The organism is Streptomyces sp. M41(2017), assembly GCF_002078175.1.
Taxonomy (GTDB): Bacteria; Actinomycetota; Actinomycetes; order Streptomycetales; family Streptomycetaceae; genus Streptomyces.
Genome location: NZ_MWFK01000001.1, coordinates 3475390 through 3488589, shown reverse-complemented (window position 1 = coordinate 3488589; position 13200 = coordinate 3475390). Strand labels below are relative to the sequence as shown.

Annotated in this window: 11 protein-coding genes; 4 read left to right on the top strand and 7 right to left on the bottom strand. The window is 72.5% G+C overall.

Annotated elements, in window-relative coordinates:
* The gene (locus B0675_RS15460; protein ID WP_081219402.1) at positions 1–321 is read left to right on the top strand and encodes a hypothetical protein; all 321 of its coding nucleotides are present in this window, start codon (positions 1–3) and stop codon (positions 319–321) included.
* Between the two features lie 109 nt (positions 322–430).
* Entirely contained in the window at positions 431–1642 is a 1212-nt protein-coding gene (locus B0675_RS15455; RefSeq protein WP_081219401.1) for an NlpC/P60 family protein, read from the top strand.
* Here B0675_RS15455 and B0675_RS15450 read toward each other — a convergent pair.
* From B0675_RS15450 to B0675_RS15430, 5 genes are read right to left on the bottom strand one after another with little or no spacing between them, the layout of a single operon-like run.
* A complete protein-coding gene (locus B0675_RS15450) occupies positions 1606–2868 on the bottom strand; it encodes a styrene monooxygenase/indole monooxygenase family protein (protein ID WP_081219400.1) in 1263 nt (420 codons plus the stop codon). The two genes, B0675_RS15455 and B0675_RS15450, sit on opposite strands and share 37 nt — an antisense overlap.
* A 30-nt stretch (positions 2869–2898) precedes the next feature.
* Positions 2899–3537: an ATP/GTP-binding protein gene (locus tag B0675_RS15445; protein ID WP_081219399.1), complete on the bottom strand. Its 639-nt coding sequence runs from the start codon at positions 3535–3537 to the stop codon at positions 2899–2901.
* Complete coding sequence (locus B0675_RS15440) at positions 3518–3928, bottom strand: DUF742 domain-containing protein (protein ID WP_081219398.1); 411 nt, start codon at positions 3926–3928, stop codon at positions 3518–3520. The genes B0675_RS15445 and B0675_RS15440 overlap by 20 nt, the downstream gene beginning before the upstream one ends.
* Positions 3925–4428 carry a roadblock/LC7 domain-containing protein gene (locus tag B0675_RS15435; protein ID WP_081219397.1) on the bottom strand — a complete coding sequence of 168 codons (504 nt, stop codon included), beginning with the start codon at positions 4426–4428 and terminating at the stop codon, positions 3925–3927. Before B0675_RS15435 ends, B0675_RS15440 begins: the two co-directional genes overlap by 4 nt.
* Positions 4425–7502 carry a nitrate- and nitrite sensing domain-containing protein gene (locus tag B0675_RS15430; RefSeq protein ID WP_081219396.1) on the bottom strand — a complete coding sequence of 1026 codons (3078 nt, stop codon included), beginning with the start codon at positions 7500–7502 and terminating at the stop codon, positions 4425–4427. Before B0675_RS15430 ends, B0675_RS15435 begins: the two co-directional genes overlap by 4 nt.
* A 359-nt stretch (positions 7503–7861) precedes the next feature.
* On the opposite strand from B0675_RS15430, the gene B0675_RS15425 reads away from it, so the two are divergent.
* Positions 7862–8650, top strand: a complete 789-nt coding sequence (locus tag B0675_RS15425) for a protein phosphatase 2C domain-containing protein (protein ID WP_081219395.1) — start codon at positions 7862–7864, stop codon at positions 8648–8650.
* A gap of 134 nt (positions 8651–8784) precedes the next feature.
* Here B0675_RS15425 and B0675_RS15420 read toward each other — a convergent pair whose 3' ends face one another.
* Positions 8785–9315 carry a MarR family transcriptional regulator gene (locus B0675_RS15420; protein WP_081219394.1) on the bottom strand — a complete coding sequence of 177 codons (531 nt, stop codon included), beginning with the start codon at positions 9313–9315 and terminating at the stop codon, positions 8785–8787.
* A gap of 280 nt (positions 9316–9595) precedes the next feature.
* Here B0675_RS15420 and B0675_RS15415 point away from each other — a divergent pair, with 280 nt between their 5' ends.
* A complete protein-coding gene (locus B0675_RS15415) occupies positions 9596–10414 on the top strand; it encodes a lysozyme (RefSeq protein WP_081219393.1) in 819 nt (272 codons plus the stop codon).
* A gap of 151 nt (positions 10415–10565) precedes the next feature.
* On the opposite strand, the gene lon is transcribed toward B0675_RS15415, so the two are convergent.
* A complete protein-coding gene (gene lon / locus B0675_RS15410; RefSeq protein ID WP_081219392.1) occupies positions 10566–12980 on the bottom strand; it encodes an endopeptidase La in 2415 nt (804 codons plus the stop codon).
* Positions 12981–13200 lie beyond the last annotated feature (220 nt).

Here is a 13200-nt window from a genome sequence, read left to right as displayed (position 1 = left end):
GTGAAGAGCGAAGACACCCCCTTTTCCGGCGGCCCGCTGGACGGCCGCGTGCTGCCCGTGCTGCTCGGGATCACCGGTCACCCGCCCAAGACGTACCGGGTCCCGGTGCCCGCCGCCGACGGTGGACCGCCCACCGTGCTCGTGTACCGGCGCGTCCAGGCGGCGACGAGCAGGCGGCTCGGGCTCCACAAGGGGTGGAGGTACGAGTACGACCCCGAGGACGACGGGTCGGGCCCCCGGTTCGCGTGGCCCTGGTCCGCGCGCAGGCACAAGGGCACCGGCACGGGTGACGCCACGCCGGGCGGCAACGCCGACGAGTGACCTTCTTGGGCCGAAGCGGCCACCCGGCGCGCGCCCGTGGTGCGGCGGCTCGATCCTGCCGGTGCGAGACGGGTGGTCGACGGGCCACCCCGGCACCGGAGGTGATGGCATGTCAGGAAGGCTTCTGCGTCTGGTCTGTACGGCCGCGGTGGTGACGGGAGCACTGCTCGCTCCGTCCCCCGCGGTGGCCGTCCCGGACCCCGCCCCGACCGCCGACAGCTCCGCCGGCCTCACGGCCGACGGCGGGGGCGGCACCGACGGCGCCGCCTCCCCCGACGCCCCGCGGTCCGCGGCCACGCTTCTGACGGAGCTTCAGCGGCTGTACCGGGAGGCCGAGAAGGCCACCGAGACGTACAACGGCACCGCCGAGAAACTCAAGAAGCAGCGCGCGGAGACCGACCGGCTCGACGCCCGCCTCGCCACGGCCCGTCTCTCGCTGCACGACAGCCGCGGTGCCGCCGGACGGCTGGCCCGGCAGCAGTACCAGAGCAGCGGCGAGATCTCCTCGTACGTACGGCTGCTGCTCGCCCGCGATCCGCAGCACGCGCTCGACCAGGGCCATGTGATCGGGCAGTTGTCGCTGGAGCGGGCCGAGACCGTGCAGCGGGTCAGCGGCAGCGAGAAGCGGATCGACGTGCTCGCGCGGGCGGCCCGCAAGGCGCTCGACGGTCAGCTGTCGCTCGCCGCACGGCAGAAGAAGGAACGCGACGCGGTGCGCGCGCGCCTCGACGCCGTGCAGAAACTGCTCGCCTCGCTCACCGCGGACCAGATCGCCGACCTGGACAGGACCGAGAAGGCCGGGACGGACACGGCGCAGCGGGCCATCATGGCGTCCGGGGCGCTCAGCACCGAGCGGGCGCCGTCTCCTGCGGGCGAGCGAGCCGTGCGCTACGCCGTCGGACAGATCGGCAAGCCCTACGAGTGGGGCGCCGAGGGCCCGGCCGCCTACGACTGCTCGGGGCTCACCTCACAGGCCTGGGACCGGGCGGGGCAACCCGTCCCGCGCACCAGCCAGGAACAGTGGGCCGACCTCCCGAGGGTCCCGCTGGACGAGCTGCGCCCCGGCGACCTGGTGGTCTACTTCCCCGAGGCCACGCACGTCGCCCTCTACCTGGGCGGCGGCATGGTCGTGCAGGCGCCGCGGCCCGGCACCGACGTCAAGGTCTCCCCCATCGCGGCCAACCCGCTGCTCGGCGCGGTCCGCCCCGACGCGGGCGGGGAGCCCCTGCGGCACTACACGCCGCCGAAGCTCCCCGAGAACGCCACGGACGGAACCGACGAGGGCTACGCCTCCGTGGCCCCGGCGACCGAGGCCAGGTAGGCGCCCGTCTTCTCCGGGTCGTAGAAGAAGTTCTCGAAGTCCGCCGGATTGTTGAAGCCGTTGGCGAAGCGGTCGGCGACGGGCTGGAGCTGGCCGGCCGCGCCGATCAGGTTGAGCACGTGCTCCGGCGGGACGCCGAGCATGGCGTTCGTCCACTTGGTGACGTGCTGCGCGGTGTCCCAGTAGCGGTCGAACGTCGCCTGCATCCACTCCTCGTCGAACGGCTTGTCGCCGTGCTCGACGATCGAGGAGAGGTAGGCGGCGGCACACTTGGACGCCGAGTTGGAGCCCTGGCCGGTGATCGGGTCGTTGGCCACGACGACGTCGGCGACACCGAGGACCAGGCCGCCGCCGGGCAGCCGGCCGATCGGGTTGCGGACCGTCGGGGCGTAGCGCCCGGACAACGTGCCGCCCGCGTCGGTGAGTTCGACGTTCGTCGCCCGCGCGTACTCCCAGGGCGTGAACCGCTCCATGAGTTCCAGGGTGAGCGAGAGGTGCTCGGCGGGGTCCTTGACGCCGTTGAAGACGTCGAGCGGGCCGCCGGGGACGCCCTCCCAGAAGAGGATGTCGGCACGGCCCGAGGTGGTGAGGGTCGGCATGATGAACAGCTCGCCGACGCCCGGGACCAGGTTGCAGCGCACGGCGTCGAAGTCCGGGTGCTCGGGGCGCGGGCCCAGTCCGTGGACGTAGGCGACCGCGAGGGCGCGCTGCGGCTCGGTGTACGGCGAGCGGGAGGCGTCGCGGCCGAACATGGAGACGAGTTCGCCCTTGCCGGCCGAGACCAGCACCAGGTCGTAGGTGCGGGAGAAGTAGTCGAGGTCGGAGACGGCCGCGCCGTGGATGACCAGCTGGCCGCCGCGCTGGGCGAAGGTCTCCATCCAGCCGGCCATCTTGACCCGCTGGTCGACCGACTGCGCGTATCCGTCGAGCTTGCCGACCCAGTCGATGGCGCGCTGCGAGGGGCCCGGGTCGAAGGAGCCGGGGGCGGCGACCGAGACGCCGAGGCCCTCGATCCGCGGGGCCTGGGACTCCCAGAAGTTCAGCTGGAGATCACGCTCGTGCTGAAGTGCCGTGTCGAACATGCACTGTGTCGACATGACCCGGCCGGTGCGGATCTCGTCCGCCGTCCGGTTCGACATCAGGGTGACCTCGTATCCCTGCGACTGGAGGCCGAGGGCGAGCTGGAGTCCGGACTGGCCGGCTCCGACGACGAGTATCTTCCGCATGCGGGTGTTTCTCCTAGGACCTAGGCGTCCCTATTCGGGGCTGACTTCCAGCGCGTGGCCGACCACGGCCAGCAGGGTCTCGACGACCGAGATCCGGCGGCGCGCGTCCATGATCATGACAGGTATGTGCGGGGGCACGGTCAGGGCCTCGCGCACGTCGTCCGGCTCGAACCGCTCGCTGCCGTCGAAGTGGTTGACGGCGACGACGTACGGCAGACCGCAGCTCTCGAAGTAGTCGAGGGCCGGGAAGCAGTCCGACAGCCGGCGGGTGTCGGCGAGGACCACCGCGCCGATCGCGCCGCGCACCAGGTCGTCCCACATGAACCAGAACCGCTGCTGTCCCGGCGTACCGAAGAGGTAGAGCACCAGGTCGTCGTCGAGGGTGATGCGGCCGAAGTCCATGGCCACGGTGGTGGTCACCTTGTCCGGCGTCCCCGTGAGGTCGTCGGTCTCCTCGCTGGCCTGGGTCATCAGCGCCTCCGTCTGGAGGGGCGTGATCTCCGAGACGGCGGTGACCATGGTGGTCTTGCCGACGCCGAAGCCGCCCGCCACCACGATCTTGGTGGCGATCGGCGCACGCGTGCGGTCCGTCTGCCAGGCCTGAAGGTTCTCCTCATCGTCGAGGAGGGGGGCGACGCCAGGTGCGGCGTCAGAGACGACGGAGTCCACTCAGCACCCTTTCCAGCAGAGCGCGGTCCGGCTGTCCCGGGCCGTGACCTGTTCCGTACACACGGATCTTTCCCTGGTCCGCCAGGTCGCTCAGCAGCACTCGGACCACGCCGAGGGGCATCCTGAGGAGGGCGGCGATCTCGGCCACCGTGCGCATACGGCGGCAGAGTTCGACGATGGCCCGCATCTCGGGCATGACCCGGGTGGCGAGCGAGCCGTTCGTCAGTTCCTTGCGTTCCTCCGGGGCCTCCAGCGCGGCCACGAAGGTCTCCACGAGCAGGACGTGCCCGAAGCGGGTCCGTCCGCCGGTGAGCGAGTACGGGCGTACCCGGGCGGGCTTGCGGTCGCCGCCGCGCACGGGGAGCTTCTGAGCACCGTTCGACACGGTCATCGGGCACTCCCGAGCGCTTCGGTCTCCAGGGATTTTCGGAGCTCGGTGCGCAGTTCGGGCGTGAGCACGTGTCCGGCCCGGCCGACGAAGAGCGCCATGTGGTACGCCACCACGCTCATGTCGCAGTCCGGGGAGCCGTGCACGCCGAGGAGCGAGCCGTCGCTGATCGACATGACGAAGAGGCTGCCCTCCTCCATCGCGACCATCGTCTGCTTGACGCCGCCGCCGTCCATCAGCTTGGCGGCACCGATGGTGAGGCTGCCGATGCCGGAGACGATGGTGGCGAGGTCGGCCGCGGAACCCTTGGGTCCCGCGGGCCGGGTGGTGTCGGCCGTCCGGGCCTCGGCGTTGCGGCCGGGGTCGGAGGACAGCAGCAGCAGGCCGTCGGAGGAGACGACCGCGACCGACTGGAGGCCCGGCACCTCCTCGACGAGATTCGTCAACAGCCAGTGCAGGTTTCGGGCTTCGCTGCTCAGGCCGAAGGTACTGGGCGCGGTCAACTGCTTGCCTCCTCGACGGTGCCCCCCGATGCTTCTACGTCCTGTGCGGTGCGCGGGCGCCCGGTGGGCGCGGTTCCCGCGGGCGCGTGTGCGGTGGGCCCGGGTGGCGGCGGGGTGTGTCCCGCGGGGGCGGGTGTCTCCGCCGTCCGGTCGGCGATCTCGGCCTCCACTTCACGGCGGCCTTCGACCGCGCCCCGGTGGAATCCGCCGAGCCGGCGCCGCAGGGCGTCGGCGTCCACGCCGCCCACCCGGGGGCGCGGCGCCGCGGCGGGGGCGGAGATCTTCGGCGTCCGCTTGGGCAGGCCCTTGTCGGTGAGCCGGGGGCGCTCATCGGGGGCTCGCTCATGGCTGTCGGGACCGATGGCGTAAGGGTCGGTGCCGGTGCCGGTCGGTGCGGGCAGCGGCTCCGAGGGCGCGGGGGCCGCGTCGGGGCGGGTTTCGGCTCCGGACGCGGCTCCGGCCGGGCTGCGGGTGCCGTCGCGGCGGGGCAGCGGCTCGGCGGAGACGTCCGTGCCGGACGGCGCCGGCGTGGGGCCGGAGTCCGGTTCGCCGACGACCGCGGGGGTCTCGGTGCTCGATTCGGCCGCCGGGGCGGCGGGGTGCGGGTCCTGGGTGTCCGCCGCGAGGTCCGGGAGCAGCAGCTCCATGGTGGTCTCGGGCGTGGCCTCGGGTGCCGGGGACGCGGCCGGGAGCGGCTCGCGGGGCGCCGGGATGACCGGGGTCTGCGCGGAGGCGGGCGCGGGGTCGGCGGCCTGCTCGGGCGTTCCGTCCGGGGTGGGGTCACCGGCGTCCCGTTCGGCGGCCTGGGCCGCGGCGATCAGCGGGTCCTCGTCCCCGGCGGGGGGCGGAGCGATGACCGAACGGCCGCGCAGGACGTTGGAGTTGGCCTCCGCGTCGGCGCCGGGCAGGGCGACCGAGGGAGCGGCTCCGGCGAGCCGGGTGGCCGGCGCCGGGACGGTGGACGAGGGCGCGGCCGCGAGCAGGGACTTCGGCAGGACGACCACGGCGGCCACCCCGCCCTGCTTCTGCTCGCGCAGCTGTACGCGGACGCCGTGCCGGTGGGCGAGCCGGGCCACCACGTAGAGGCCGAGTCCGAGGCCCTCGCCGCTCTCCTGGTCGTAGGCGTCCTCGGGGTCGAAGTCGGCGAGCCGGGTGTTGAGCTGGCTCATCCGCTCGTCCGTCATGCCGATGCCCTCGTCCTGCACGGAGAGCATCACCTCGCCGCTCTCCAGGAGCCAGCCGGAGACCTCGATGGGCAGGTCGGGCGGCGAGAACGACGAGGCGTTCTCCAGGAGTTCGGCCACCAGGTGGCTGAGGTCGTCGGCGGCGAACCCGGCGAGGTGGGCGTGCGGCGGCAGGGCGGCGATCCGTACGCGCTCGTAGCGCTCGATCTCACTGACCGCGGCCCGTACGACGTCGACCAGCGGGACGGGGCTCGCGTGGTGCTGGACGTGCTCGGCGCCCGCGAGGACGAGGAGGTTCTCGCTGTGCCGCCGCATGACGGTGGCGAAGTGGTCGAGCTTGAAGAGGGTGGCGAGGCGGTCCGGGTCCTGTTCGCGCTCCTCGAGGCCCTCGATGACGCCGAGCTGTCGCTCCACCAGGCCGAGGGTGCGCAGCGCGAGGTTGACGAAGGTGCCGTGGATGGTGCCGCGGACCTGGTCCAAGTGACTTGCTGCCGCGGCGAGTTCGATGCGGAGCTTGTCGCGCTCGTCGGCCATGAGCTGGCGCTGGCCGATGAGGTGCTTGCGGTCGCCTTCGAGGGTGGCGTGCCGCTCCTGGAGGGCGGCGGCGTGCTCGTGCAGCGCGTTGACGGAGCGGACCACCTGGGCGAACTCGTCGTTGCGGCCGGTGAACGTGACCGGTTCCTGGGAGCCGGGGTCGGCGGCGAGCCGGGCCGAACCGCGGCGGAGCACGGAGAGCGGCCGGGTGAGCGTGCGGGCCATGGCCATCGTGACGCCGACCGCGACGAGGAGGAGCGCGCCGAGGAGGACGACGCGGATCTCCAGGGCGGTGACGTCGTCGTCGCGGAGCTGTTCGAGGTCCTTGGTGCGGTGGTCGTTCAGCGAGGACTCGGCGCCGCGCATCAGGTCGATGCGGGCGGACAGCGCGGCGTTCAGCTTCTCCGCGGAGGTGTCGAGTTCGTCGTCCGCGAGTTTCGGTTCGTCGGTGAGGCCCGCCAGGTACTTGTCCGCGGAGCCGACGTCGGGGCCGGTGACCGTGGAGTCGTAGGAGGCGACGGCCTTCTCGGGTGCCGTCTCCCGAAAGCCGGCGAGGGCCGCGTCGGAGCGGACCCTGGCCTGCTGGGCGGCACCGCTCAGCGCGTCGCGCTGCTTGGTGCCGGCGGCCGAGGAGGTGTTCGTGGTGGTCGCCAGGCCCGTGATGGGGTCGACGACGGTCTGCGTGGTGCGCGGGATGGCGAGGGCCGCGAGGAGCAGGCCGCGGGCGGCGGCGGACTGCTGGACGGCGGTGTCCAGTTCGGCGAGCGCGTGCGCGCCGGAGCCGGCCCGGGCCGGCATGCGGTCGGCCAGGTCCTCGGCGAGGGCGTGGAGTTCGGCGATGGCCTCGGAGTACGCCTGGTGCGCTTCGAGGGCGGAACTCTTGCCGGTGAGGGCCGCGCGCCGCAGAGCGGCGATCCCGTCCAGGTCCTTGAGGAGTGCGGCGGGGGCGTCCTCGTCGGCGCGCAGTTCGTCGACCTGCCGGTCGACGCGGGCGCCGCGCTGCTCGGAGGGCGCCTTGGCCTTGGGGCGGCCGGCGGCGACGTAGGAGGTGACGTCGTCGCGTTCGTCGGCCAGGGAGTGCGCGAGGGTGAGGGCCTGCTGGGTGCGCTGCGAGAGCGTCACCAGGTTCTGGGAGTCGTTCAGTTGCCGCGAGGCGGCCAGCACCGTGGGCGCGCCGGCTCCGGCGATGGCTGCCGCGACGACCGCCACGGCGACGATGAGCCGGTTGCGTACGTGGGCGGTCCTGCCCCGGCGCGTGGAGCCGGTGGCGTCGCCGACGGCGCCGCCCTCCGCGGAGGTGGAGACCGTCTTCTTGCCTGTGCGCCTCGGCCGCGTCTTCTGCACCGGTGCTCGCATTCCTGACTCGTGTACCCATCTGGGGCCCGGGTGACGTCCCGTCGATCGCGGCGTCCGCCCGGTACGGCTCCCGACCCTCCCAGTGCCGGTGGGCGGTGGTCCCGCTTCGTCCGGCCCGCCACCCGAAGGAGTGAACCCCGGAGGGGAGTTGGCGGGCAAGTTCCTGCGGCGCTTGCCACGGGCCCGCCCGGCGGGCCGGTTGGACGTCGGGACCGGGCTTTGGCAGTATTCGCCGCCACGTGTTCCCGGAGTCGATCATTCCATGCCAAACCAGGCTTCCGGGCTGGTGGTCGGCAGGAGTTCGGCGACCGTTGCCGGGCTTTCGTGAGCCTTGTGAAGGGCTCGTGCAGACTGGCGTGATGCGCACTGAACTCGTCACGGAGCCCGGCGACCCGGCCCGTCCCAATGAGGACTTCGCATCGGTCGGGCTTCCCGCTTCAGGACAGGGCGGTTCACTGGTCGTGCTGGACGGGGTGACTCCGCCCCGGAGCGACTACGGCTGCCGGCACACGGTCGCCTGGTTCTCGGCGCGGCTCGGCGGAGCCCTGCTCGAACTGTCCGTTTCGCAGGGCGATGTGACGCTGCGGGAGGTGCTGGCCGAGGCGATCCGCCGGGTGGCCGACGCGCACGGCGCGACCTGTGACCTTTCTCACCCAAGGACGCCTCAGGCAACCGTCGTCCTCGTACGGTGGTCCGCCTCCGGGGTCGAGTATCTGGTCCTGTCCGACTCGGCCCTGCTGGTGGAATCGCCCGCAGGCGAGGTGACCGCACTGCTCGACGACCGCCTCTCCCGCGTGCCGCGCGCCTCCCTCGCCTCGGACGCGGTGGCCGATGCCACCGTCCGCAACAGGGAGGGCGGCTTCTTCACGGCGGCGGCGGATCCGGCGGTGGCCGCCCGCGCGGTGACGGGCACGCTCCCCCGCGCCTCGGTCCGCGCCCTGGCCGCTCTCACGGACGGCCCCACCCGCTGGGTGGAGAAGTTCCACGAGGGCGACTGGGCCGATCTGTTCGCGCTGGTGCGCAAGGAGGGCTCCGCGTCCCTCGTGGACCGCGTCAGGGAACTGGAGCGCGCGGACGCGGTGGAGCGGCTGCACCTGCGGCGGAGCAAGACGCACGACGACGCGACGGTGCTGTTCGCGGAACTGTGAGCGACGCCGGACCGGGCCGGGCGGTGCCGGGCGGCGCCGACGGGCCTCCCCTTGAGGGAGTTCGGCCGTGGGCGGACCCCTGCCTTCCGGCGTCCGGCCGGTCCAGCCGTGGGCGGGCCTCTCCGCTTCGAAGTTCAGCCGTGGGCGTGCTTCTCCATGCCGGAGTTCAGCTGGTGCAGCAGCCGGGCGAGTTCGGCGACCTCGTCCTGGTCCCAGTGGGCGAGCTGGCGGACGTAGCGGGCGCGGCGGGCCTCGCGGACGCTGGTCACCCGGCCGCGGCCCTCGTCGGTGAGGTGGACGAGCCAGGCGCGGCCGTCGGCCGGGTCGGGTTCGCGGGCGACGAGGCCCAACTCCTCCAGGGCGCGCAGCTGCCGGGACATGGTGGCCTTGCCGACGCCGATGTAGGCGGCGAGTTCGGTGGCGCGCTGGCGGCCGCACTCGTCGAGCCGGACGAGCAGCCCGTAGGCGGCGGACTCCAGATCGGGGTGGACCTCGCGGGCCATCTCGCCCTGGCTGGCGCGGGCCCGGCGCAGGAACAACGTCAACTCGCGTTCCAGGGACAGGAACTCGTGCACCCCGTCGCCGTGATCCACGGGCCGGTCCGCCCCGTGGCCCGACGCGTCGGACGCGACCGGACGCCCGTCGCCGTTGCCGTGATCGTGCACGTCAGCACCCCTGACTCGGTTTCCCGATCCTGAAAGTTTCCGCCGGAACTCGCCCGTTACCGCAGCTCCGCCAGTATTTCGCAGGCGTAGACCAACGGCAGCGTCCGGCCCCTCTTCCCACGCCGCGGTCTACGTGCGTAGCTTCTTTATCAGGCACTTATATCGCTGGCATGCGCACGCCATTCTGGGTCAACGACGACCTGTTCCCCAAGGCCCGCGTGTCCGCGCTCTCCCCCCACCGAGCTCCAGCGGAGCTCCATCGCCCTTCGGAGGCACGCACATGCCCGTGCACAGATCCGGAACGGCCCGCCGCCTGCGCCTGCTCGCGGCCGGAACCCTGCTCGCCGCGTTCTCCCTCCTGTCCACACTCCCCTCGTCCGCCGCGGACGTCCCCGCCCGGGGTTCCGCGCGGATGGGCATGGGAGTCGTCGCCCACGACGGCCAGGGCGGCCTGCCCACCGGCACCCGTGCCGCCCAGACCGAGGGCGTGGACGTCTCCGGCTACCAGGGCAGCGTGGCCTGGGCCACGCTGTGGAACAGCGGGGTCCGCTGGGCCTACACGAAGGCGAGCGAGGGCACGTACTACACGAATCCCTCCTTCACCCAGCAGTACAACGGCTCCTACGGCGTCGGCATGATCCGCGGCGCGTACCACTTCGCCACCCCCGACACCACGACCGGCGCCGTCCAGGCGAACTACTTCGTCGATCACGGAGGCGGCTGGTCCAAGGACGGGAAGACGCTGCCGGGCACGCTCGACATCGAGTGGAACCCGTACGGTGCCGCCTGTTACGGCAAGACCCCGAGCGCGATGGTCAGCTGGATCAGCAGCTTCCTCACCCAGTACAAGGCCCGCACCGGGCGCGACGCGGTGATCTACACGGCCACCAGCTGGTGGAGCCAGTGCACCGGCAACTACGCCGGTTTCGCCGCCGCCAACCCGCTGTGGATCGCCCGGTACGACACCGGGCCGGGGACACTGCCGGCCGGCTGGGGCTACTACACGATGTGGCAGTACACGTCGTCCGGCCCGACGGTCGGTGACCACGACAGGTTCAACGGAGCCCTGGACCGCGTGGTGGCCCTCGCCAACGGCTGAGCGTCGGCGGCGTGCGTACGGGGCGGTCACCCGGACGACCACCCCGTAAGCACCGGGCGCACCGGGCGCATCGCGAGGCCCGCACCCGGCGCACGGGAAAGGCCCGGGCCTCCCTCACGGGACCCGGGCCTTCCCCTCCGATGGGCGTCCGTCACGCCGCCACCGGAACCTCCGGCACCGCGCCGTTCGTCGCCGGCGCCAGCGCCAGCTCCAGCACCTGGCGGACGTCCGTGACGGCGTGGACGTCCAGCTTCTCCAGGACCTCCGCCGGGACGTCGTCCAGGTCGGCCTCGTTGCGCTTCGGGATGATCACGGTCGTGACACCCGCCCGGTGCGCGGCCAGCAGCTTCTGCTTCACCCCGCCGATGGGCAGCACCCGGCCGGTCAGCGAGACCTCACCGGTCATGGCCACATCGGTGCGCACCAGCCGGCCCGAGAGCAGCGACGCGAGGGCGGTCGTCATGGTGACACCCGCGCTCGGTCCGTCCTTGGGGACCGCGCCCGCCGGGAAGTGGATGTGCGCGCCCCGGTCCTTCAGGTCGCCGACGGGGAGTTCGAGCTCCGCGCCGTGCGAGCGCAGGAAGGAGAGCGCGATCTGCGCGGACTCCTTCATCACGTCGCCGAGCTGACCGGTCAGGGTCAGACCGGCGGCGCCGGTCTCCGGGTCGGCCAGCGACGCCTCGACGAAGAGGACGTCACCGCCCGCTCCGGTCACCGCGAGACCGGTGGCGACACCGGGCACCGCGGTGCGGCGCTCGGCCGGGTCCTGGGCGGACTCGGGCACGTGGTGCGGGCGCCCGACGAGTCCGCGCAGGTCGGCGTCGGTCACCGTGAACGGCAGCTCCCGCTCGCCCAGCTCGTGCTGGGCCGCGACCTTGCGCAGCAGCCGGGCGATGCCCCGCTCCAGATTCCGGACGCCGGCTTCCCGGGTGTACTCCCCGGCGAGCTTGCGCAGCGCGCTCTCGTCGAGGACGACCTCGTCCTTCTCCAGACCGGCCCGCTCCAGCTGGCGCGGCAGCAGGTGGTCCCGGGCGATGACGACCTTCTCGTCCTCGGTGTAGCCGTCGAGGCGGACCAGCTCCATACGGTCGAGCAGGGCCTCCGGGATGGCTTCGAGCACGTTGGCCGTCGCGAGGAACACCACGTCCGAGAGGTCGAGTTCGACCTCCAGGTAGTGGTCGCGGAAGGTGTGGTTCTGCGCGGGGTCGAGGACTTCGAGCAGCGCCGCCGCCGGGTCGCCCCGGAAGTCGGAGCCGACCTTGTCGATCTCGTCGAGCAGGACCACCGGGTTCATCGACCCGGCCTCCTTGATGGCGCGGACGATCCGGCCGGGCAGCGCGCCGACGTACGTACGGCGGTGGCCGCGGATCTCGGCCTCGTCCCGGACGCCGCCGAGCGCGACCCGGACGAACTTGCGGCCCATGGCGTGCGCGACGGACTCACCGAGCGAGGTCTTGCCGACGCCGGGCGGACCGACGAGCGCGAGCACGGCACCGCCGCGCCGGCCGCCGACGACCCCGAGGCCGCGGTCCGAGCGGCGCTTGCGCACGGCGAGGTACTCGGTGATGCGCTCCTTCACGTCGGCCAGGCCGGCGTGTTCGGCGTCGAGCAGGGCCTGAGCGCCCTGGATGTCGTACTGGTCCTCGGTCCGTTCGTTCCACGGCAGTTCGAGGACGGTGTCGAGCCAGGTCCTGATCCAGCTGCCCTCGGGCGACTGGTCACTGGACCGCTCCAGCTTCTCGACCTCCTTGAGGGCGGCCTCCCGCACGTTCTCCGGCAGGTCGGCGGCCTCCACGCGGGCGCGGTAGTCGTCGGACTCCTCCTCGCCCTCCTCGCCCTTGAGGTCGCGCAGCTCCTTGCGTACGGCTTCGAGCTGGCGGCGCAGCAGGAACTCGCGCTGCTGCTTGTCGACGCCCTCCTGGACGTCCTTGGCGATGGACTCGGCGACGTCCTGCTCGGCGAGGTGCTCGCGGAGCTGCTCGGTGGCGAGCTTCAGACGGGCGACCGGGTCGGCGGTCTCCAGCAGCTCGACCTTCTGCTCGACGGAGAGGAAGGGGGAGTAACCGGAGTTGTCGGCGAGCGCGGACACGTCGTCGATCTGCTGGACGCGGTCCACGACCTGCCAGGCGGCGCGCTTGCGCAGCCAGCTGGTGGCCAGGGCCTTGTACTCCTTGACCAGGTCGGTGACGCGGCCGGGCAGCGGATCGGGCACGGTCTCGTCGACCCGGGTGCCCTCGACCCAGAGCGCGGCTCCGGGACCGGTGGTGCCCGCACCGACCTTCACGCGCCCGCGGCCGCGGATCAGCGCGCCGGGGTCGCCGTCGGCCAGCCGGCCGACCTGCTCGACGGTGCCGAGCACACCGGTGCTCGCGTACGTCCCGTCGATGCGCGGGACCAGGAGTACCTGGGGCTTGCCGGGCGTTGAACGAGCGGCGGCCTGGGCTGCCTCCACGGCGGCCCGCACGTCGGCGTCGTTCAGATCGAGCGGAACCACCATTCCGGGCAGCACGACCTCGTCGTCGAGCGGCAGCACGGGCAGGGTGAGTGATGCGGACGTCGAAGCCATGATCTTCCCTTCGGCATACAAGTTGAGCTATGTCGACTCAATGCATCGGAGTCCCCCAATGTTCCCCGCGGGCCGTTCGCTGTGAGCGATCACGCGGGGGCCGCCGGAATCGGGTCCCCCGCGCGGCAGGTGTGGCGCGGGGGCGACGGGCCTGACATCATCCCCTTCGTAAGGGTCACTCAATACATTGAGCCGTTACATCACCGGTCGGCGTACCGCC